At 69.1% G+C, this 19,576-nt stretch carries 16 protein-coding genes; 9 read left to right on the forward strand and 7 right to left on the reverse strand.

The genetic code is table 11. The features are described from left to right. Positions 1-4: 4 nt before the first annotated feature. From P5F91_RS07790 to P5F91_RS07800, 3 genes are read left to right on the forward strand one after another with little or no spacing between them, the layout of a single operon-like run. The gene (locus tag P5F91_RS07790; protein WP_277906942.1) at positions 5-1,318 is read left to right on the forward strand and encodes an SDR family oxidoreductase; all 1,314 of its coding nucleotides are present in this window, start codon (positions 5-7) and stop codon (positions 1,316-1,318) included. Beyond that, positions 1,318-1,788: a DUF2269 family protein gene (locus P5F91_RS07795; protein ID WP_277906943.1), complete on the forward strand. Its 471-nt coding sequence runs from the start codon at positions 1,318-1,320 to the stop codon at positions 1,786-1,788. Before P5F91_RS07790 ends, P5F91_RS07795 begins: the two co-directional genes overlap by 1 nt. A gap of 21 nt (positions 1,789-1,809) precedes the next feature. Continuing rightward, positions 1,810-2,106: a putative quinol monooxygenase gene (locus P5F91_RS07800; protein WP_145610791.1), complete on the forward strand. Its 297-nt coding sequence runs from the start codon at positions 1,810-1,812 to the stop codon at positions 2,104-2,106. Positions 2,107-2,110: 4 nt separating this feature from the next. Here the strand turns inward: P5F91_RS07800 and P5F91_RS07805 are convergent, their stop codons facing one another. The 4 genes from P5F91_RS07805 to P5F91_RS07820 form a co-directional block, all read right to left on the reverse strand. Further along, entirely contained in the window at positions 2,111-2,809 is a 699-nt protein-coding gene (locus P5F91_RS07805) for an RluA family pseudouridine synthase (protein WP_145610790.1), read from the reverse strand. 72 nt (positions 2,810-2,881) lie between these two features. Further along, on the reverse strand, positions 2,882-4,006 hold the full coding sequence (locus P5F91_RS07810; protein WP_145610789.1) for a hypothetical protein: 1,125 nt from the start codon (positions 4,004-4,006) through the stop codon (positions 2,882-2,884). A 207-nt stretch (positions 4,007-4,213) separates the two neighbouring features. Further along, on the reverse strand, positions 4,214-6,670 hold the full coding sequence (locus tag P5F91_RS07815; RefSeq protein ID WP_186454744.1) for a penicillin acylase family protein: 2,457 nt from the start codon (positions 6,668-6,670) through the stop codon (positions 4,214-4,216). Between the two features lie 122 nt (positions 6,671-6,792). Continuing rightward, positions 6,793-8,043: a UbiH/UbiF/VisC/COQ6 family ubiquinone biosynthesis hydroxylase gene (locus P5F91_RS07820; protein ID WP_145610787.1), complete on the reverse strand. Its 1,251-nt coding sequence runs from the start codon at positions 8,041-8,043 to the stop codon at positions 6,793-6,795. Between the two features lie 396 nt (positions 8,044-8,439). Here P5F91_RS07820 and P5F91_RS07825 point away from each other — a divergent pair, with 396 nt between their 5' ends. The 6 genes from P5F91_RS07825 (at position 8,440) to xth (ending at position 15,775) form a co-directional block, all read left to right on the forward strand. Further along, positions 8,440-8,778 carry a P-II family nitrogen regulator gene (locus tag P5F91_RS07825; protein WP_004272636.1) on the forward strand — a complete coding sequence of 113 codons (339 nt, stop codon included), beginning with the start codon at positions 8,440-8,442 and terminating at the stop codon, positions 8,776-8,778. 195 nt (positions 8,779-8,973) lie between these two features. Continuing rightward, positions 8,974-10,272, forward strand: a complete 1,299-nt coding sequence (locus tag P5F91_RS07830; protein WP_277906944.1) for an aminotransferase class I/II-fold pyridoxal phosphate-dependent enzyme — start codon at positions 8,974-8,976, stop codon at positions 10,270-10,272. Positions 10,273-10,424: 152 nt separating this feature from the next. Continuing rightward, positions 10,425-13,151 carry a DNA translocase FtsK gene (locus P5F91_RS07835; protein ID WP_145610785.1) on the forward strand — a complete coding sequence of 909 codons (2,727 nt, stop codon included), beginning with the start codon at positions 10,425-10,427 and terminating at the stop codon, positions 13,149-13,151. Positions 13,152-13,280: 129 nt separating this feature from the next. Further along, complete coding sequence (locus P5F91_RS07840; protein WP_277906945.1) at positions 13,281-13,922, forward strand: LolA family protein; 642 nt, start codon at positions 13,281-13,283, stop codon at positions 13,920-13,922. Positions 13,923-14,135: 213 nt separating this feature from the next. After that, positions 14,136-14,906, forward strand: a complete 771-nt coding sequence (locus P5F91_RS07845) for a gamma-glutamyl-gamma-aminobutyrate hydrolase family protein (protein WP_277906946.1) — start codon at positions 14,136-14,138, stop codon at positions 14,904-14,906. Positions 14,907-14,974: 68 nt separating this feature from the next. After that, positions 14,975-15,775, forward strand: coding sequence for an exodeoxyribonuclease III (xth, locus tag P5F91_RS07850; protein ID WP_277906947.1), 801 nt, complete (start codon positions 14,975-14,977; stop codon positions 15,773-15,775). 126 nt (positions 15,776-15,901) lie between these two features. Here the strand turns inward: xth and P5F91_RS07855 are convergent, their stop codons facing one another. The 3 genes from P5F91_RS07855 to P5F91_RS07865 form a co-directional block, all read right to left on the reverse strand. After that, positions 15,902-16,198 (reverse strand): hypothetical protein, encoded by a 297-nt coding sequence (locus P5F91_RS07855; protein WP_145610780.1) that lies wholly within the window; start codon positions 16,196-16,198, stop codon positions 15,902-15,904. Positions 16,199-16,363: 165 nt separating this feature from the next. Next, positions 16,364-19,087 carry a bifunctional acetate--CoA ligase family protein/GNAT family N-acetyltransferase gene (locus P5F91_RS07860; protein ID WP_277906948.1) on the reverse strand — a complete coding sequence of 908 codons (2,724 nt, stop codon included), beginning with the start codon at positions 19,085-19,087 and terminating at the stop codon, positions 16,364-16,366. Between the two features lie 164 nt (positions 19,088-19,251). Beyond that, positions 19,252-19,542 carry a type II toxin-antitoxin system RelE/ParE family toxin gene (locus tag P5F91_RS07865; protein ID WP_277906949.1) on the reverse strand — a complete coding sequence of 97 codons (291 nt, stop codon included), beginning with the start codon at positions 19,540-19,542 and terminating at the stop codon, positions 19,252-19,254. Positions 19,543-19,576: the final 34 nt, after the last annotated feature.

Here is a 19,576-nt window from a genome sequence, read left to right on the forward strand (position 1 = left end):
GGGGATGGGGATGCGCGTCCTGGTCATCGGGGCTTATGGGCTGATCGGCGGTTATGTGGTGGCGCGGCTGCTGGCCGAGGGGCACGCCGTCACCGGCGTTGGCCGTGATGTCGCGGCGGCGGCGCGATCGCTGCCTCAGGTGCGCTGGGCCCGTCTCGACATGGCCACGGCGGCGATGGAGGACTGGCGCCCCCTGCTATCGGATGTCCAGGCGGTGGTGAACTGCGCCGGCGCCTTGCAGGACGGCCCGCGCGACGACTTGGCGGCGGTACACCGCGATGGGGTTGGCCGCCTTGTGGCGGCATGCGTACAGGCCGGCGTACGGCGCCTGGTCCACGTTTCCGCTGCGGGGGTGGCCGCCGATCGTGGCCTGGGCGCCCAGGGCGACCGCTTCAACGACACCAAACTGGCGACCGAGACGCTGCTGCGCGCCAGCGGTCTGGATTGGATCATCCTTCGGCCCGGCCTGGTCCTGGCGCCGGCGGCCTATGGCGGCAGCGCCCTGCTGCGCGGCCTGGCCGCCCTTCCCGGCGTGCTGCCTGTGGTCCATGCCGATGCCACCGTGCAGGTGGTGGCCGCGACCGACGTGGCCCTGGCGGTGGCCAGGGCGGTGCTGCCCGGCACGGCGGCGGGCCGCTCCATCGATCTGGTGCATGATGAGCCCGTGACCCTGGCCGGTGTGGTGCTTTCCTTGCGCCGCTGGCTGGGCCTGCCGCCTGTCCCCCTGTGGCATGTGCCTGCGGGCGTCGCCCGGCTGGCCGCCAAGGGGGCTGATGCCCTGGCCTGGGCCGGCTGGCGCAGCCCCCTACGCACCGCCACCCTGGACCAGCTGCGCGGCGGCATCGCCGGCGACGGCCGGGCGATGGAACGCGAATTGGCGATCAGGCCCCTGTCGGTGGCGGACATGCTGGTGGCCTATCCGGCCGGCGTGCAGGAGCGCTGGTTCGCCAAAAGTTATTTCCTGAAGCCAGCGATGCTGGCAATGCTGGCGTTCTTTTGGGCTCTCTCAGGCGTGGTCGGCTTCTGCCGCGTGCCGGAGGCCACCGCCGTTCTGACAAGGGCGGGTATGGCGCAGATGCCCGCCACCTTGTTCGTGCTGCTGGGGTCGGCCATCGACTTGGCCCTGGGCGTGGGCGTCGTCTTCCGTCGGCGGACCAAGGCGGCCCTTTTGGGCATGGTCGCGGTGTCGGGCGCGTACATGCTGGGGGGCACGCTATGGCGGCCGGATCTGTGGCTGGATCCCATGGGGCCCTTCCTCAAGACCCTGCCGGCGGCGATGCTGGCGCTGGCCGCCCTGGCCCTGCTGGACGAGCGCTGATGGATCTCTACACCCTGGTGAAGGTGGCCCACATCATCGGCGCCGCCGTACTGTTCGGCACCGGCGCCGGCATCGCCTTCTTCATGCTGATGGCCCACCGGACGCGTGACCCCGCCCTGGTCGCCCACACCGCCCAGATCGTGGTGGTGGCCGACACGATCTTCACCGCATCCGCCGTGGTGGCGCAGCCGCTGACCGGCGGCACGCTGGCCCATCTGGCCGGATTCCCGATATTCAGCGGCTGGATCGGCCTCAGCCTGATCCTGTACGGCGTCACCGGCGCCTTCTGGCTGCCGGTGGTGTGGATACAGATCCGCCTGCGCGATCTGGCGCGGGTGGCGGCGCGCGCGGGCCAGCCCCTGCCGCCTGCGTACTTCCGCCTGTTCCGGGTCTGGTTCGTCTTCGGCTTTCCTGCCTTCTTCGCCATGCTGGGCATCATCTGGCTGATGGTCACCAAGCCCACTTTCTGATCCCGCTCAAAGGACCCCGTTATGATCGCCCAGCTGATCCGCCTGGAAATCGCCCCCGAACTGCGGGCGCAGGCGCTTGCCCTGCAGCAGGTCAATGTCGAGCAGACGCGGCTGGAGCCGGGCTGCCGCCGCTTCGACTTCGCGGCGGCCAAGGACGAACCCGGCGTCTATTACGTGTGGGAGGTGTTCGAGGATCAGGCCGCCCTGGACGCCCATTACGCCGGCGCCTATTTCCAGGCTTGGCGCACCTGGATGCTGGCCCAGCCGGAAGGCAAGGTCGTCCGCACCCGTTTCCCCATCGATCCGCTTTGGCTGTGAGGCTCTACTCCCCCGTCCAGCCGCAGCGTTTCAGCGCCGCGCGCAGATGGGCCGGCACGGGGGCCTCGGCACCCACCGGGTCGCGGCTGGGGTAAAGCGGCAGTGTGATTCCGCGGGAATGCAGATGCAGCGGCTGGCCGGCGGGCCCGCCATAGGCCGGGTCGCCCAGCAGGGGGCAGCCGACATGGGCCATGTGCACGCGGATCTGGTGGGTGCGGCCGGTGCGGGGGTACAGCTCCACCCAGGTGATGGGACCGTCCGGCGTCTCCGCGCGGCCGCGCACCCGGTAATCGGTGACGCTGGCTTGGCTGTCGGGCGTGCCGTCGGGCACCACCTCCATCTTCCAGCCGTTCTTGTTGGTGCGTTTGAACAGGCTGGCCTCGATATGGCCCTCCTCCGCCGGGGGCGACCCCGCCACCACCGCCCAATAGGTCTTGGATACGCGCCCCTCCTGGAACAGCTTGCCCAGCTTGCGCAGCGCCTTGGGATGCCGGCCCAGGATCAGGCAGCCGCTGGTGTCGCGGTCCAGGCGATGGGCCAGGGTGGGTGCGCGCGGCAAGCCGAAGCGCAGGGCGTCGAAATGGCGTTCCAGGTTGTCGCCGCCACCGGGGCCGGCGTGTACGGGCAGGCCGGCCGGCTTGTCGATGATCAGCATCAGCGCGTCGCGGTACAGCACGCGGGCCTGGATGTCTTCTGGCTTCATGGCGATAGGGTCCTTCAGGGCGCGCGCGGCGCTCGCCCCAGGCCTTACCCCGTCAGGACCCGCCGATCAAGGTCAGGGGTCGCGCGCCGGGCCCGCAGCCACCTGCTGCACCATGGCGCGGCCGGCGCCCAGGGGGGCCTGACCCAGCGGGGAAACCGTGGCGCCCAGCATGCTGCCGAGAACAGGGGCGGCGGCCGGCTGGCGGTTCAGACCGTGGTGCAGGGCGATGTCCAGCACCCAGCTGAGATAGGTGTCGATCATGCCGCCGACATGGAAGGCCGGGCAGCCAGTGAACAGCCGGTCGTGGCCGGTGGTCATGGGCGTGATGCCGTCCAGCCGCAGGTCCAGGCGGCGGTCCGCGCCCTCGCCCACCAGGCGGAAGGGCGACCCCTCATGCGTGGTGGGGTTCACGGCGGAGTCGCCATGGGGATGCAGGTGGGCCGCTTCCAGGAAGGTGACGATCATGCCCAGGCTGCCGGAGGCCAGGGTGGCGATTTCCTTGCGCGAGCGCCACAGCATGGCGCGCCACTCCGCCGGCGGCAGGTCCACGCCCAGGTAATAGGCGGCCTCCACCAGGCTCCAGCACACGTGCAGGGCGGTGTTGCTGCCGGTCTTGGCGATGCTCAGCACCGAATGGTCGGCGCGTTTGTACAGAGCGGATCCGGCGAAGAAGCGGCGGGCGGCGCGGGCCATGCGGCCGAAGGGGCAGGCGATGGGGGCCTCGGGTGCGCCGCGCGCCTCCAAATCGGCGATCCAGTCGTCCAGTTCCTTGTTCAGGCCCAGGCAGCCGGCGGTGCGCAGCAGGCCGAAACGATGATGCGCGCTCATCCACGTGGGCAGCGCGGCGAAGGGGCCGGAGCCGGTGTCCTTCATCCGCTCCATGGCGCGGGCCAGGGGGCGGCGGAAGTCACGGAACAGGAAAACCAGGTGCATGTTGCCCTTCAGCCGGTCGACATTGTCGCTGCTGAGGGGCAGGTCGGCATGGGCGCGGGCCAGGTAGGCGTCCAGTGCATCCGGGTCGCCCGCCATGTCCATCATCTCCAGCACCGGCGTCACCGCCAGGCGCTGGATGCCGGCGGCGGCGTGCGCCTCCTGGTACGCCCGGGCGAAGGAGCCGGTGTGCGCCTCCGTCTCCAGCCCAAGGCCGCTGGACATGGGGTCGGTCGAGTTCAGGCCGGAAACAACGCCACCATCCATGATGCAGGCACCCCGCAAATGAAGCCGGGGTTGACTAAGCACAAGGCGGGCCAGGCATTGATCACAGAAGAATCAATGCATTAGTGCGTCAACGGCAAATTTGAAAAGAGCCAACGCTGGAAAACCCTGCCGACTTCCTTGCAAAATGCAGGCAGGAATTGCCGATTGCATGACAGCACTGACAGCAGCGACGTCATGCATTTTACATCAGGGCGCTGGTGCCCCCTTGGCTGGCTCGAGCGTCATGCGCCAGCGGGTCGGGCCCGGCAGCAGCGGCGTCGCGCGGCCCTCCACCCAGTCCTCATGCCCCTTGTTGTAATAGGGGGAACGGGGGTGGCCGCTCTGGCCCGTGGGCATGTGGAACAGGCCCGTGTCCTCATGCCCCGGCGACACCACCAGGCGTTCAGAGGCGCCGAAGCTGGGGGCGGTCACGCGCGGCTGGTACAGGTCGCCGGCCACCGGTTCCCCTGGCGGGTCGAGATAGGGGCTGAGCAGCGGCTGGATGTTCGAAATGGGGTGGCGGATGGCAAGGCGGTTGCGGTCGCCCCAGGTGAAATGGGCGATGTCGCCGCCATTCTGCGCGATACGCTCGCGCACGTCCTTCAGCGCGGCGTCGATCAGGGCGTCCCAGCTCTTGTAGCCCGGGGGCACCAGGCCGGTGGGCCGGGCGGTCAGCAGGCGGCGCGCCGGCCCTTCGGCCTGATGGCTGACCAGGTCATTGGCGTGATCGCCGGCGGGCCCCGCCATCGGGGCGGTGTAGGCCTGATACAGCCGATCGACCAGAGCGCTGCGGAAGGTGCGCACCAGGCGATAGCCCACGGAGGGAATGGCGGCGCGGCCGCCCCAGCTTTCAACCGGCGCCACCAGGTTGGCCAGCGCCTGGTCGCTCGCCCGTTCACCCAGGGCTTGCAACATCAGGCGCTGCCAGAAATCCAGCATGGGTGCGCGGTCATCCAGCTGGATGCCCAGCAGGTCCTTTTCAGTGAAGGCGTCCTTGGCCAGCAGATCATCGCGGATCTGGCCGGCTCGGCCGCCCAGGGCATAGTCGCCGAAGCCCAGCTTGGCCAGCGCGTCGCCGCCCACCACCCGGGTGTTGGCGGTCCACAGGCGGCCATTCTGGGGATTGACGATGACCGGCACCTCCGCCGGGGACAGATAACCGTTCCAGCCCGCCTTGCCGTCGGCCCAGCTGGTCGGCAGGGTGCCGTCGTGGCCGAAGCGGCGGGGCACCAGGCCCACCACGGTCCAGGCCAGGTTGCCCTTGGTGTCGACCACCATCATGTTCTCGTTGGGAATGGGCAGGCGGTGGGCGATAGACACCGCCTCCTCCACCGACCCCGCCTGCTCCAGGGCGGCGCCCGCCGTCATCACCTCCGCCCCCACGTCATGGGCCACCCAGCGATAGGCCAGCTTGCGACCCTGCGCGTCGGTGCCGATCACCGGGCCCCAGTCGCTGTCCTCGATGGTGATGCTGGGGCAGGTCGGCGCGGGACACAGTACCTGCCGGTGCTTTTCCAGGGTCTTCGGCCCGTCCGGTGTCTTGTAGCGGTCGGGGTCGCCGTCCACCGGTTCCAGGATGACCACGTCGCCGGTGTCGACATAGGCGTCGGTGTAGCCCCAGGCCACGTGCCTGTTGCTGCCCACCACCAGCAGCGGGTTGCCGGGCAGGGTGACGCCGACCAGGTCCAGGGTGGGCGTGTCCGACCCAGCGGGCTTCACCACCAGCCGGGCGCGGTACCAGGTGTTGGGTGTGCGCAGGCCCAGGTGCATGTCGTTGGCCATCATGGCGGCGCCGGTGCCGGTCAGGGCCCCGCTGACCGCCCAGTTGTTGCTGCCGGGGATCGCCTCGCTGTCAGGGGCCTCGCTGCCAGGGGCCTCGCTGTCGGAGGCCCCGTCCTGCCGCGGCGCCGCCTGGCCCATCTTGATGGCGGGGGTGTAGCTGGCCGGCATCGGCGGCTCGGGCAGGGTGCTGCCGTCCAGCGGCGCGTCCAGTTCCGTTCCCCTGGGATACAGGAAGTTGGCCATGAGGGGGCCCAGCTGGTCCATGGCCAGCTCCAGGCGGCGCTCATCCCATCCGTCGGAAGACTGCAGGTCGAAATACATGGCGTCCACCACCAGCAGCGTGTCCTCCAGGCTCCAAGGCTGGGGGTGCTGGCGCAGCAGCGCGTACTCGAAGGGGGCGAACTTCAGGCCGTCCAGCCCGGCGTTCACGCCGGCGGTGTAGGCCGCCAGCATGGCATGCTGCTCGGGGCTGGAGCGTTCCACGGCGGCGTGGGCACGGTCGCGGAACCGGTGCAGGCGGCGCGGCGTGTCGAACTTGGCGGCCAGCGGGCCGAACAGGCTGGACAATTCGCCGGCGGCGCTGCGGCGCATCAGGTCCATCTGGAAATAGCGTTCCTGAGCGTGCAGGAAGCCAAGGCCGTACATCAGGCTGACGCGGTCGGGGCCCGTCAGGGTGGGCACGCCGTTCTCATCCCGCTCCACCGTCACCGGGCCGGAGAGGCCGGGGATGGCGGCGGTGCCCTCCAGCTGGGGCAGGCTGGCGTTCAGGCTCCATGCCACCCAGCCGACCAGCCCCGCGACCCCGACCACCACCACGCCGGCGATCCCGCCCAGCCATGCCAGAACCCGGCGCCCGGTGCGGCGGTCGGTCTTCGCTTCCATTCCTGTCCCCATGCCTCAGGCCCTGTTCTTGATGCAGGGCCGCTGGGGCCCGCCGCCCTGGCGGCGGCGCATTCTCGTCCAATGTGTCCGCCGATGGCAACAAGTCCAACGGCGTCACGGGTTTACAGCGGTTCCCCCCGCACCAGGCGCGGCAGCTCGCCGACGATGCCCATGGCGTGGCGCATGAACAGCTTCTTCAGCGGCATCAGCGGGGCGGAGTTGACGGCCGCCAAGCCCAGGCCGCGCGCCACCTTCAAGGGGGCGATGTCGTTGGAGAACAGGCGGGTCAGGCCGTCGGTCACGCCCAGCAGGCTGACGTTGTCGAAGCGGCGCCAGCGCTGGTAGCGCTCCAGCGTCGCCGTACCGCCGACGTCCAGGCCCAGGCGCCAGGCGTCGACGATCACCTCCGCCAGGGCCGCCAGATCCCGCAGGCCCATGTTCAGGCCCTGCCCGGCGATGGGGTGCATGGCGTGGATGGTCTCGCTGATCAGCGCCAGGCGGCGGTCGATATAGCGCTGGGCATGCTGCCAAGACAGGGGGAAGATGTAGCGCCCGCCGATGGGCCGCACCGCCCCCAGCCAGTCGCCGATGCGGGCTTGCAACTCGGCGGTGAAGGCCACCTCGTCCAGGCCCATGTAGTGGGGCACGGCGGCACTCTTGTCCGACCAGACGATGGAGGTGCGGTTGCCGGTCAGGGGCAGCATGGCGAACGGCCCGCTAGGCAGGAACATTTCCACTGCCACACCGTGGTGGGGGAACTCATGCTCCACCGTCACGGCGATGGCCGTCTGGTCATAGCTGCCGCCGACCAGGGCGATGCCGGCGTCCTTGCGGCACAGGCTGCCCCGCCCGTCGGCGCCGACCACCAGGCGGGCGCGTACGCGCCGGCCGTCCGCCAGGGTGATGGTGGCCATGGTGGGGCCGCGATCGAGGGCCGTCACCTCCACCGGCGCCAGGTGGGTGACGGACGGCAGCTCCGCCAGGCGGGCGAACTGCGCCCGGCGCAGCACGATGTTCTCGACGATGTAGCCGAAGGGCTGGTCGCCCACCTCCCGGTGGTCGTAATGCAAGAAGGTCGGGCGGTTCTGGTCGGTGACGCGGATGTCCAGGATGGGGCCGGCGTCGCCGTTCAGGTGGGCCCACACCCCGGCCCCCTCCAGGATCTTCTTGCTGCCGTGGGAAATGGCGGTGGTGCGGCCGTCGAAGGTGGCGCCCAGTTGGTGGGCCGGGCTGTCGCGGTCGATGCACAGCGTGCGCACGCCGGCCGTGCCCAGCGCCGCCGCCAGCGACAGGCCGGCCAGGCCGCCGCCTACGATGGCGACGTCAGCGATAAGATCGGTGTCGGTGGTGGGCGCTGGCGCTTCGGTGGACATCGGCGATGCCTCGGGGCAGGGGGTATAGGCAAGGGACAGGGGAACACGCGGGAACCAAGGGCGCAGCATCGCGAGCCCACTGGCGCTTGTCCAGTGCCACGCTCATGCCCTTTAACCAGGCCTGGATTGCCTATAATTTATGCAATTGCCCCCGCTTCGTGGGCGGTGAACCGCATTTGGCATCATCCTTTGGCAGGCTGTGCGCCAAAAAGTGGCGGCGGCACGGCGGATTACCGCCCCGCCGCCTTCCATGCGCGCGCTCCTTTGGGGTTAGGCGCGACAATCTTGTGAATACGGCACGCTTCTTGAAGAACCGGGCGCCCAACAGGGCCCGCCGACCGGCGCCGCCTACCCTACACGGGGGTTCTCCGGAGCCCCGGCCTTCGAGGACTGCCGATGAAGCTCGTGGTGGCGGTGTTGAAACCGTTCAAGCTGGATGAAGTGCGTGAGGCCTTGGCGGACATGGGGCATCTGGGCGTGACGGTCAGCGAGGTGCGGGGCTGTGGCCGGCAGCAGGGCCGGACGGAGATTTACCGGGGGGCGGAATACGCCATGAACTTCCTGCCCAAGGTGAAGATCGAGGTGGCGGTGCCCGACGACCAGATGGAAAGCGTGGTCGAGGCGATACAGGCCACGGCCAACACCGGCCGCATCGGCGACGGCAAGATCTTCGTCATGACCATCGCCGACGCGGTGCGCATCCGTACGGGCGAGCGGGGCCAGCCCGCCTTATGAATATGCCGTGACGCCCCCGGGGCGCCTTGGTCCGCTTTTCATCGGGTTTCTAAGCATTTAGGGGCAAATCCACGGATTCTAAGGCGCTTTCCGGGCCGGGGCTGGGGGTGATGAAACGCTGTGGGCCTTGTGGGGGCGGGGTCCGGCGGCTAATATCGGGCCGTCTTCCCGATATGTCCGGACACGATTTTTCCCATGGAACTGGCGGCCGACTCCCGGCTTTCCGTCACGACGCACCCGGTTGTTGGGGGCCCGACCGTGGGGCCGTCCCTGAACGGCCGCCTGGGCGGGCTGTCGGACTATCCCTTCACCCGGCTGGGCGCGCTGCTGGCGGACGTGACGCCGCGCAGCAACACCACCCCGCTCATGCTGTCCATCGGCGAGCCGCAGCACGAACCGCCCGCCCTGCTGGCGCAGGCGCTGGCCGCGGCCCCCCTGGCCGACTGGGGCAAATATCCGCCCACCATCGGCACGGCCCCCTTCCGTGCCGCCGTGCACAGCTGGCTCTGCCGCCGCTACGGTCTGCCTGCGGGCTTCGTGGACGTGGACAAGGGCATCCTGCCCGCCACGGGCACGCGTGAGGCGTTGTTCCAGGTGGCGCTGCTGGCAACGCCGCAGCGGAAAGACGGTCGCCAGCCCGCGGTGCTGATCCCCAACCCCTTCTACGCCGTGTACGAGGGGGCCGCCGCGCTGGCGGGGGCGGAGCCGGTATTCATGCCGGCCACCCGTGAAACCGGCTTCCTGCCCGACCTGGACGCGCTGTCGCCCGACCTGCTGGCCCGCACGGCGCTGATGTATCTGTGCACGCCCAGCAACCCGCAAGGGGCGGTGGCGGACTTGGCGTACCTGAAGAAGGCCATTGGCCTCGCCCGCGCCTACGGCTTCGTCCTGGCGCTGGACGAATGCTATGCCGAGATCTGGGACAAGGCCCCACCCCCCGGCGGGTTCGAGGCGGCATTGGCCCTGGAAAACGATGGGGCCGGCCAGGGGAAAGCGGGCCAGGGAACTGCCAACCTGCTGGTGTTCAACTCCCTGTCCAAGCGGTCCAGCGCCGCCGGCCTGCGGTCCGGCTTCATCGCCGGCGATCCCGCCCTGATCCAGGCGTTCACCCGCCTGCGCAGCTACGCCCTGGCCGGCAACGCCCTGCCGGCGCTGGCCGCGGCCGCCGCGCTGTGGAGTGACGACGCGCATGTGGAGGAGAACCGGCGCCTCTACCGCCAGAAGATCGACGCGGCGGAGGCGGCGCTGAAGGGCCGCTACGGTTTCTACCGCCCGGCCGGCGGCTTCTTCCTCTGGCTGGAGGTGGGCGACGGCGAAGCCGCCACCCGCCGGCTGTGGGGCGAGGCGGGCCTGCGCGTGCTGCCCGGCGCGTACTTCACGCGATCGGAACCGGACGGCAGCAACGCCGGCCACCCCTATATCCGCGTGGCCCTGGTGCACGACACCGAAACGGTGGCCCGCGCCTGTGAGACGATAGCCCGGGTGTTGGGATGACCACCACCCCGGCACACCCGGTTTTCGGCCTGACATAAAGTTGCCTGATACCGTGTTTACTTCCTGGAATCGGCCCGCCGCCCGAACGGGTAACGGCACCGATTCCGACATTTGACCCACGCCCGTAAGTTTTCAGGAACGAGCGACGGCCCATGACGACCCGCCTTGCCTCCACCCCCGGTTCCCGGGGCAACCGCGATCCCCTGTCCTCTGGCCCCGCGCCCACCGGCCCGGGCAAGCGCCGGCGGGGCAGCCTTTTGCCTGAGGGCGCGTCGCAGTTCCTGATGCGCCGTGCCACCGAGGTGGGCGGCCTGTGTGTCGTGCTGCTGGCCCTGGCGCTGGCCGCCATCCTGTTCAGCTACGACCCCAACGACCCCTCCTGGAACACGGCCGGCCCGCACACGGTCGTGCACAACGTGGCGGGGGCCTTCGGCTCCTACACCGCCGACGTGCTGGTGCAGTCCTTCGGCTTGGCGGCCTATCTGCTGGCGGTCATCATCGCCGGCTGGGGCGTGCGCATCCTGCGCCACGACCCGCCCAGCTTCTGGGCCGGACGCATCGCCGCCGGCCTGTTCGCCATCACCCTGGCCGGCGTGTCGCTGGGCGGCATCTCTGCCCCCTTCGGCGGTGGCGCCGGCGGCAACGCCGGCCGCGTCATCGTCACCCTGGTCGATCGCTTCATCGCCAGCCATGTGGGGTGGAGCAGCCCGGTGGTGCTGGGCCTGGTCATGGCCTTCGCCACCGTGGCGCTGATCGTCGTGGCCCTGGGCGTGCCCTTCTACCAGGCCTTCGCCGCCGTGGGCGCCACCTATGGCCTCATTCGCCGGGCCGGCCAGTGGCGCCCCGTCCTGAAGCCCAAGCCCGCCTCCGTCCGCCGCGCGCCCGAACCGACCTATGAGCCGGAGGACGAGGCGTATGAGGAGTACGTGGAGGAAACGGCCGTCCCCGCCGCTGGCTTGGCAGGGCGCCTCCGCGCCGCCGCCGGTTCCGCGCTGGGGGGCGGCATCGGTGGCCTCAGCGGCATCGCCGGCGGTCTCAAGGGTGGCTTGGCCGATACGCTGAGGGGCCTGTCGGCGCCCAAGCGGGCCGCGCCGGTGCCCCGCCGGGAACCCGGCTTCGGCGACGGCACGCGCCGTGAACCCAGTCTGTCCATCCCGCCGCTAGATCGCCCCGCCGACCGTGAGCCGCCGCGTGACGGAGAGCTGGCGGTCGAAGGCGAGGCCGCCCCCCGCCGGCCCTTGGCGACCGTCGTGCCGCCCAAGGCCAAGCCGGTGGAGATCGCGCGCAAGGCGCCGGCACCGGTGCAGTCCAGCCTGGACCTGGAACCCGATGGGCCCAGCGAATACGAACTGCCGCCGGTGGACCTGCTGCAGTTGCCCGACCTGTCGGTGCGCAGCCCGGGCGTGAACGAGGAAGGCCTGCGCCAGAACGCCCAGCTGCTGGAAGGCGTGTTGGACGACTTCGGCGTGAAGGGTGAGATCGGCAAGGTCCACCCCGGCCCCGTCGTCACCCTCTATGAACTGGAACCGGCGCCGGGCACCAAGTCGTCCCGCGTCATCGGCCTGGCCGACGACATCGCCCGGTCCATGAGCGCCGTGTCCGTCCGCGTGGCGGTGGTGCCTGGCCGCAACGTCATCGGCGTGGAGCTGCCCAACGCCAAGCGGGAAACCGTCTACCTGCGCGAACTGCTGGAGGCGGATACCTACGACCGCAGCCAGCACAAGCTGGCCCTGGTGCTGGGCAAGGACATCGGCGGCCAGCCGGTGATCGCCGATCTCGCCCGCATGCCCCACCTGCTGGTCGCCGGCACCACCGGTTCGGGCAAGTCGGTGGCCATCAACACCATGATCCTGTCGCTGCTCTACCGGCTGCCGCCGGAGAAATGCCGCTTCATCATGGTCGATCCCAAGATGCTGGAACTGTCCATCTACGAGGGCATCCCCCACCTGCTGGCGCCGGTGGTGACCGACCCGAAGAAGGCGGTGGTGGCACTGAAGTGGACGGTGCGTGAAATGGAGGACCGCTACCGCGCCATGTCCAAACTGGGCGTGCGCAACATCGACGGCTACAACATGCGCCTGCGCGAGGCGCGCCAGAACGGCGAGACGCTGACCCGCCGCATCCAGACGGGCTTCGACCCCGACACCGGCAAGCCGGTGTTCGAGGACCAGCCCATCGACCTGACGGAACTGCCCTATATCGTCGTCATCGTCGATGAGATGGCCGACCTTATGCTGGTGGCCGGCAAGGACATCGAGGCCGCCATCCAGCGCCTGGCCCAGATGGCCCGCGCCGCCGGCATCCACATCATCATGGCGACGCAGCGCCCCTCGGTGGACGTCATCACCGGCACCATCAAGGCCAACTTCCCCACCCGCATCAGCTTCCAGGTCACCTCGAAGATCGACAGCCGCACCATCCTGGGCGAACAGGGTGCCGAACAGCTGCTGGGCCAGGGCGACATGCTCTACATGGCCGGCGGCGGCCGCATCACCCGCGTCCACGGTCCCTTCGTCCGCGACCAGGAGGTGGAGGACGTGGTGAAGTTCCTGAAGGCCCAGGGTGAGCCCAACTACGTCGACGCGGTGACGGAGGAAGACGACGCCAGCCCCTTCGACGACGATGGCGGGTCGGGCGGTGGCGGCGCCGGTGGCAACGGCAGCTCGGGCGACGACCTCTATGACCAGGCGGTGGCCGTGGTCTGCCGCGAGGGCAAGGCCAGCACCAGCTTCATCCAGCGCCACCTGCGCATCGGCTACAACAGCGCCGCCCGCCTGATCGAGCGCATGGAACAGGAAGGCGTGGTCAGCCGCGCCAACCATGTCGGCAAGCGCGAGGTGCTGGCGCGCAACATCGATGATCATGAGCGCGTGAACTGAGGCCAGGGAAGGTGCGAGGGGGCAGGTGTACGCGCGACGTACGCCCCCTCCCCTTCCGGGCCGATTTTCCAACACCTTGTTATCGCCACCAAAATTCCGCCTTAAAGCGCGGTCTATCCTGAAGGCACCATGATCCGCCGCACCGCCCTCGCCGCCCTATTGGCGCTTGCCGCCGCCCCCCTGGCCCTGTCCGGGACGGCCGCCGCCAAGCCGCCAACCCAGTTCACCGATGAGGACAAGACCAAGCTGAAGCAGGTGGAGACCTACCTCAACGGCATCCAGACGCTGAAGTCGCAGTTTCAGCAGGTGAACCCCGACGGCAGCCTGGTGCGCGGCACCTTCCAGCTGAAGCGGCCGGGCAAGATGCGGATCGACTATGATCCGCCCAACAAGAACTTCATCGTGGCCGACGGCCATTTCGTCTATTTCTGGGACGCCGAGTCCAAGGAACAGTCGAACGCCCCCATCGGCAGCACCATGGCCGACTTCATCCTGCGGCCCGATCTGCACCTGTCCGGTGACGTCACCGTCACCTCCATGGACGACAGCGCCGGCGTGCTGGAGGTGACGCTGGTCCAGACCAAGGATCCCGGCCTGGGCCGCCTGACCCTGATGTTCCAGGAACAGCCCTTCGGCCTGAAGAAGTGGCGGGTGCTGGACGCCCAGGGGACCACCACCGAGGTGGCGCTGCTGGATCCGCAGACGGGCGTCAGCCTGGACGACAACCAGTTCTATTTCCGCGATCCCAGCCGCCGCAAGGAACGCGACTGACATCAGCGGCACGGGATGTTGGTTCGTGCCACTGTAGCCCGCGACTGCGGGCGCCGGAGATTTCCGGGAAGCCGAAGGCGGACTGGAAATCGAGGATGAGGCAAGGACGCGGATGCGTCCGCCCGCCGCGTGAGGGGGCATTTGATTGGTCACGATCAAATGCCATTCGCATAAGGCCGCGCCGGCGGCCCTGAAGCAAAGGAGGGTTCAGCGATGACCAGCCTTCCCCGTACTGGATTACCCATTGTCGGCGTATCCGCCGACTACCGCACTTTGGGGCGCCACCCTTTCCATGTCGTGGGCGACAAGTATGTGCGCGCCGTATCGGACGGCGCGCATGCCCTGGCGGTGTTGCTGCCGGCCCTGGGTGACCGGTACGACGCGGCGGAGGTGGTGTCCCGCCTGGATGGCCTGCTGTTCACCGGCAGCCCCAGCAACGTCCATCCCGACCGCTACCAGGGCCCGCTGTCGGAGCCCGGCACCCTGCACGACCTGGCGCGTGACGCCACCACCCTGCCCCTGTACCGCGCGGCGCTGGACGCCGACCTGCCCCTGTTCGCCATCTGCCGCGGTTTGCAGGAACTGAACGTGGCCCTGGGCGGCACCCTGCACCAGAAGGTGCAGGACGTGCGCGGCCTGATGGACCATCGCGATGACGAAAGCCAGCCGCTGGAGGTGCAGTACGGCGGCGCCCACGCCGTGGACCTGACCCCTGATGGCCTGATGGGCCGCATCACCGGGCGCGAGCGCATGACCGTCAACTCCCTGCACCAGCAGGGCATAGACCGCCTGGCCCCTGGCCTGGTGGTGGAAGCGACAGCCCCCGACGGCCTGATCGAGGCCGTGCGGGTGGAGGGGGCCACCTTCGCCCTGGCGGTGCAATGGCACCCCGAGTGGCGCTTCTGGGAAGACCCGGCCTCCGTCGCCCTGTTCAAGGCCTTCGGCGACGCGGTGCGGGCACGGGCTGCGGCCCGCGAGGGCTGAGTTCCGCACTTGTTCCAGTGGCGGGCGACGGGTACACCCTGTGTTTCCCCGTCGCTCAAGAGGTCGCCTTGCGCATCGTTACCTGGAACATCAACTCGGTACGGCTGCGCCTGGACATGGTCTTGCGCCTAGTCGACGACTACGGCCCCGATGTCCTCTGCCTGCAGGAAACCAAGGTCATCGACGACGCCTTCCCGCTGAAGGCGCTGGCGGACCGGGGCTATGTCCACACCCATATGCGGGGGATGAAAAGCTATAACGGCGTCGCCATCCTCTCCCGCCTGCCGCTGTCCGGCACGGGCGGTGCACTGTGGTGTGAACGGCAGGACTGCCGCCATGTGCAGGCGGAACTGCCGGGCGGCATCGAGTTGCACAATTTCTACATTCCCGCCGGCGGCGACATCCCCGACCCCGACCTGAACGACAAGTTCCGGCACAAGCTGCGCTTCCTGGATGAGCTGACCGCCTGGGGTGAGGGGCTGGAAGACCGGCACAAGCCCCGCATCCTGGTGGGGGACCTGAACATCGCGCCCTTGGAAAACGACGTCTGGTCCCACCGCGCCCTGCTGAACGTCATTTCCCACACCCCCATCGAGGTGGAGAAGATGGACGCCATGATGCGGGCGGGGGAGTGGGTGGACGCCGTGCGCCATTTCCTGCCGCCCACGGAGAGGCTGTACACCTGGTGGTCCTACCGCTCCGCCGACTGGGGCCTGTCCGATCGCGGCCGCCGCCTGGACCACATCTGGGTCACGCCAGCCCTGGTGCCCAGGCTGCTGGGCTACACCGTGCTGCGCGAGGCGCGCGGCTGGGGCCCCAAGCCATCGGACCATGTGCCGGTGATGATTGATCTGTCTGAGGCGGCATAAAACGGCCGTAGGCCGCGACTGCGGCCGCCGGAGCTTTCTGGGGAGCCGCAGGCGGACTGGAAAGCGAGGATAGCCAAGCGGCCGGATGGCCGCGCCGGCGCCTGAGGGAACACGGAAAACTAAAAACTAAACAGTCACGTCCAGCATCTGGCCGCGCCAGGGGTGGGCGCTGCTGCGGGCGCGGACGGCGTTGGCACCGGTGTCGGTCGCCTGGCCGGTGTCGGTGCCACTGCGGTTGTCTTTGCCGGCTTCCGACTTGCCGGTGGGCTGGGCCGCGTTGGCCGTCTGCGTCGCCACCGGCTTGGCCGCCCCTTGCGCGCCCGCGACAGCCGCCAGGAACGACGGGTTCTGCGTCGGCGACTGCTGCTGCGGCGTCAGTACCGGGGTCGGCACGGCCTGGGCGGTGATGGGCGGGACAATCATGCGAACGACTCAACGCTTTCCTCAAGGATGAGTCAATACGCACCGACGGCGTAAATAACCGGGCAGTCATGCAGCAGCGCGCCGAGTCCTATGGTGGCGACGACTTGGACTACAGACAATTTTACTTAATTTGATGTCTGTTCCTTGTCTTCGGGCGGTCACGCTTCAGCCAAATGTGTAATGCACCTCGACAATGCCGGGGTCGTCCGGATAGTCGGTCTGCTTGAAGCCCAGGTCGCGGCACATCTGCAGCATGGTGACGTTCTCCCGCAGCACCTCGCCGAACACCTCGCGGATGCCCCGGGTACGGGCATAGTCCAGGATGCGGGTCATCAGCAGATAGCCCAGGCCCTTGCCCTTCATGTCGCTGCGCACCAGCACGGCGTACTCCGCCTTCTCGTTGTCCGGGTCGGCGGTGATGCGCACGGTGCCGAAGATGGCCTCGTCGCCCGGGCGCAGGTCCGACCCCTCGGCCACCGGCGGCGCCGGGTCGGGGGCGATGGCCACCAGGGCCATCTCGCGGTCATAGTCGATCTGGGTCAGGCGGGCGGCCATGGCGCGCGACAGGCGGCGCATGGGCGCGAAGAAGCGCAGGCGGATGTCCTCGATGGCGGTGCGGGCGATCATGTCATGGATCAGCGGCTCATCCTCCGGCCGGATGGGCCGGATCAGGAATTCACGCCCGTCATGGATTTGGACATGCTGCTCCAGCCGCTTCGGATAGGCGCGGATGGCCAGGCGCACCGCCCCTGGCTCCGGCGGGGGCGCCACGCGGATGCGGGCGTCCAGGGCCATGACGCCGTCCGCCCCAGCGTACAGCGGGTTGATGTCCAGTTCCTGGATTTCGGGGAAGTCGATGACCAGCTGCGACACCTTGTTCAGGGTCAGGGCGATGGCCGTCAGATCGGCCGGCGGGCGGTGGCGATAGCCCTGCAGCAGCTTGTGCACGCGGGTGCGGGCCATCATGTCGCGCGCCAGGTTCATGTTCAGCGGCGGCAGGGCCAGCGCCTTGTCCTGCACCACCTCCACCTCCGTGCCGCCCTGGCCGAAGACCAGCACGGGTCCGAACAGCCGGTCGTCGGTCATGCCCACGATCAGCTCCACCGCCCCCGGCATGTGGGCCATCTGCTGCACGGTGAAGCCCTCGATGCGGGTGCCGGGGGCCGCCGCGCGGATGCGGGCTAGCATGGCCTCCGCCTCCAGCCGCACCTCGTCGGGCGCCAGGTTCAGGGCCACGCCGCCCAGGTCCGACTTATGGGTGATGTCGGGCGACAGGATCTTCAGGGCCAGCCGGCTGTTCCGGCCCGGCATGGCCAGCCGGCGGGCGGCCGCCTCCGCCTCCTCGGGGTTGGTGGCGGTCACCGTCTCCACCACCGGGATGCCATAGGCGCGCAGCACCTGCTTGGCCTCGTACTCCGACAGCCAGGCGCGGCCCTCGGCCAGGGCCTGCTCGATGGGCACGCGGGCGGCCACGCCGTCGTACACGAACTGGTCCGGCACGGTGGACGGCACCTCCATCAGCTCATCCTGGTTCCGGCGGTAGCGCACCAGGTGCATGAAGGCACGGATGGCCTCGTCCGGGGTCTGGTAGCTGGGGATGCGGTTGGCGGCGAACAGGCGCCGCGCTTCCACCGCCGCCCCTTCGCCCAGCCAGTTGGCCAGCACGGGGAAGCGCTTGCCGCGCAGGGTCTCGATGACGGCGCGTGCCGTCTCCCCGCTGTCGGCGACGGCGGTGGGGCAGTTCATCACCAGGATGGCGTCGCAGCCCTTCTCCTCCAGCAGCACCGCCAGGGCGTCGGCGTAGCGCTTGCCGTTGGCGTCGCCCAACAGGTTGATGGGGTTGCCATGGCTCCAGGTCGGAGGCAGCAGGTTGTCCAGCTTGGCGATGGCCTCGGGCGACAGCTGGGCCAGGCGGCCGCCCTGCTCGATCAGGCTGTCGGCGGCCAGCACGCCCATGCCGCCACCGTTGGTCAGGATGGCCAGGCGGTCGCCCTTGATCTGTACGCCGGTGGCCAGCGTCTCCACCGCGTCGAACAGTTCGCTCAATTCCCCCACGCGCAACATGCCGGCGCGGCGGAAGGCGGCGTCGTAGATGGCATCGGCCCCGGCCAGCGAGCCGGTGTGGGAGCTGGCGGCACGCGCCGCCTCGTCCGACCGGCCGGCCTTGATGACGATGACAGGCTTGGACCGCGACGCCGCGCGGGCGGCCGACATGAACTTGCGGGCATGCGCGATGGCCTCGACATACAGCAGGATGGCCCGTGTGTGCCCGTCCTGGGCCATGAAGTCCAACAGGTCGCCGAAATCTACGTCGGCCATGCCGCCCAGCGACACCAGGTGGGAAAAGCCGATGCCGCGCGGCGTGGCCCAGTCGACGACCGAGGTGACGACGGCGCCGCTCTGCGCCAGCAGGGCGATGTCGCCCCGCAGCGGCGGCACGTGGACGAAGCTGGCGTTCAGGCCGTTGCCTGGCGCCATCACGCCCAGGCAGTTGGGCCCGACCACGCGCAACAGGTGCGGCTTGGCGGCGTCCAGCACCTGTTGCTGCAGGGCCTTGCCCGCCTCTCCCAGTTCGGCGAAGCCGGCGGTGATGACCACGGCGGCCTTGGTGCCGCGCTCCCCCAACTGGCGGATCAGCTCCGGCACGGTGGAGGGCGGGGTGCAGATGACGGCCAGATCCGGCACCACGGGCAGCGACGCCACGTCGGGATATGTGAGCACCCCCTCGATGGAGCGTTCCTGCGGGTTCACCGGCATGATGGGCCCGTCGAAGCCGCCGGCGAACAGGTTGCGGGCCACCACCGCGCCCACGGTATGGGGGCGGCGGCTGGCGCCGATCAGGGCGATGGACGACGGCTTGAACAGGTGATGCAGGTTGCGGATGGTCATATGGCCTTCCTTCTGTCCTCTGCCGTTCCCCGATGCCGGATTGGGCTTGGGGGCCGACCATAGCAGCGCCCGGTGGCACGGCCATGACATGTCTCAAGCTTTCCGCCAGCCTAGCCGCAACGGCGCCCCCGACCAAGGCTGGTGCGGCACTCCTTGGCGATAGGTCAGGTGGCTTCCCGATTTTGGAAGGGACCGAAAACACGCAGGATCCAAACGTTGCCGGCCGTCTGATTGTTGTCCGTATCAGGTTCGACCCGATACATCACCAAATAGCCCTCCACCGGACGCTCGCGGATGCCAGCGTGATCGCCCACAGGCCATCGGCAGGGAGCGGTCTTCAGTTCCTTGATGGCGGCGCTGATTCGGATAAGCCGGTTCTCGGCTGCGACACCGGCTCCCGGCTGCTGTAGCCAATCGCGGGCAGCCGCCAAATCCCGATTTGCGGCGTAAGTCATGATAAGTTTTCTTCGGGAAGAAGGCACCACGGTG

Origin of the sequence: Nitrospirillum amazonense (assembly GCF_029594735.1) — a bacterium.
GTDB lineage: Bacteria > Pseudomonadota > Alphaproteobacteria > Azospirillales > Azospirillaceae > Nitrospirillum > Nitrospirillum amazonense.

Bases quoted from the DNA above. Each gene is read 5' to 3' on its own strand.
- P5F91_RS07830 (WP_277906944.1), top strand. From the start codon at position 8,974: ATGGAACTGGCGGCCGACTCCCGGCTTTCCGTCACGACGCACCCGGTT.
- P5F91_RS07860 (WP_277906948.1), bottom strand. From the start codon at position 19,087: ATGACCATCCGCAACCTGCATCACCTGTTCAAGCCGTCGTCCATCGCC.
- P5F91_RS07805 (WP_145610790.1), bottom strand. From the start codon at position 2,809: ATGAAGCCAGAAGACATCCAGGCCCGCGTGCTGTACCGCGACGCGCTG.
- P5F91_RS07800 (WP_145610791.1), top strand. From the start codon at position 1,810: ATGATCGCCCAGCTGATCCGCCTGGAAATCGCCCCCGAACTGCGGGCG.
- P5F91_RS07815 (WP_186454744.1), bottom strand. From the start codon at position 6,670: ATGGAAGCGAAGACCGACCGCCGCACCGGGCGCCGGGTTCTGGCATGG.
- P5F91_RS07825 (WP_004272636.1), top strand. From the start codon at position 8,440: ATGAAGCTCGTGGTGGCGGTGTTGAAACCGTTCAAGCTGGATGAAGTG.
- P5F91_RS07845 (WP_277906946.1), top strand. From the start codon at position 14,136: ATGACCAGCCTTCCCCGTACTGGATTACCCATTGTCGGCGTATCCGCC.
- P5F91_RS07840 (WP_277906945.1), top strand. From the start codon at position 13,281: ATGATCCGCCGCACCGCCCTCGCCGCCCTATTGGCGCTTGCCGCCGCC.
- P5F91_RS07855 (WP_145610780.1), bottom strand. From the start codon at position 16,198: ATGATTGTCCCGCCCATCACCGCCCAGGCCGTGCCGACCCCGGTACTG.
- P5F91_RS07835 (WP_145610785.1), top strand. From the start codon at position 10,425: ATGACGACCCGCCTTGCCTCCACCCCCGGTTCCCGGGGCAACCGCGAT.
- P5F91_RS07790 (WP_277906942.1), top strand. From the start codon at position 5: ATGGGGATGCGCGTCCTGGTCATCGGGGCTTATGGGCTGATCGGCGGT.
- P5F91_RS07795 (WP_277906943.1), top strand. From the start codon at position 1,318: ATGGATCTCTACACCCTGGTGAAGGTGGCCCACATCATCGGCGCCGCC.
- P5F91_RS07865 (WP_277906949.1), bottom strand. From the start codon at position 19,542: ATGACTTACGCCGCAAATCGGGATTTGGCGGCTGCCCGCGATTGGCTA.
- P5F91_RS07820 (WP_145610787.1), bottom strand. From the start codon at position 8,043: ATGTCCACCGAAGCGCCAGCGCCCACCACCGACACCGATCTTATCGCT.
- P5F91_RS07810 (WP_145610789.1), bottom strand. From the start codon at position 4,006: ATGGATGGTGGCGTTGTTTCCGGCCTGAACTCGACCGACCCCATGTCC.